Source organism: Streptomyces sp. MA5143a (assembly GCF_900290235.1).
Classification (GTDB): Bacteria; Actinomycetota; Actinomycetes; order Streptomycetales; family Streptomycetaceae; genus Streptomyces.
The window spans coordinates 1-868 of the sequence record NZ_OLMK01000095.1 but is presented as its reverse complement, the minus strand read 5'-3'; the positions used below and the strand labels follow the sequence as shown (position 1 = coordinate 868).

General features: G+C 71.8%; 1 pseudogene. It reads right to left on the bottom strand.

Features of this window, described 5'->3' with window-relative positions:
- Positions 1-868 (bottom strand): annotated as a pseudogene (locus SMA5143A_RS33985) (IS200/IS605 family accessory protein TnpB-related protein); the annotation flags it as partial.

The window sequence follows — 868 nt, the reverse complement described above, 5'->3', positions numbered from 1 at the left end:
CTTACGGCGGCCGGGTTTTTCGCGGGTCGTCTCGCCGGTGAAGTCGAGGTCTTCGATGGCGAGGGCGAGGTGATGGCGGCGGGCCCAGTGCAGCAGGCGGATCAGGGCGTGCCGGACTTGGGCGTCGCGGTGGGCGGCACCGCCCGAGAGGTCGTAGCCGAACCGCCGGGGCGCTCCGACCGGGTTGCCGTGAGCGTCCAGCCGCCACGCGGCCAAGTGGTCGGCGTTGGTGTCGACCCCCACCATGCCACCCGCGCGGGCCATGGCCAGCGGCACCGTCTGCACCGCAGGGTTGGTCCAGGAGGCGGTCAGGTACCAGCGGCCGCGTGCGGGGTCTTCGTGGATGCGGTAGGCCACAGCCCGGTTCGCGTGGATGCGGTCGGCCCACTCGACGCCCCGGTGCGCGAACACCACCCGGGCTGCGAGGACGTACCGGCCGTGCGGGGCGTTCGCCATATGCACCAGCGGGGCGGGGAGTCTGAGGGAGATCTCGCCGTCGGGGGTGACGCGGATGGTCTCGTTGCCGAAGCGTTTGCCGGACTCTCCGTCCGCCTGAAGGAAACGCCGCTCCGCCTGCCAGCGGATGCGCCACTGCTCCTCGGTGAGCCGGGCGGCATCCAGGTGGTGGCGGGTGGTCAGCAGCCGCTTCCCGCCCCGCACCACGTGCACGACCCCGGCTTCCCAGTCCGCACGGAGGGCTTGGAGCCGGTCGGTGAGCACGTGCAGACGGCGCGACTTCGCATGCCACTCCCGCCTGCTCGCATAGCCGCCCGGAGCGTGCTTGCTGCCCTTCTCGCCCACCGGCAGCGACAACCGGTGGGCGATCATCCGCACTCCCGCTTCCAGCTGCTGGATGTGTGCGAGCTGA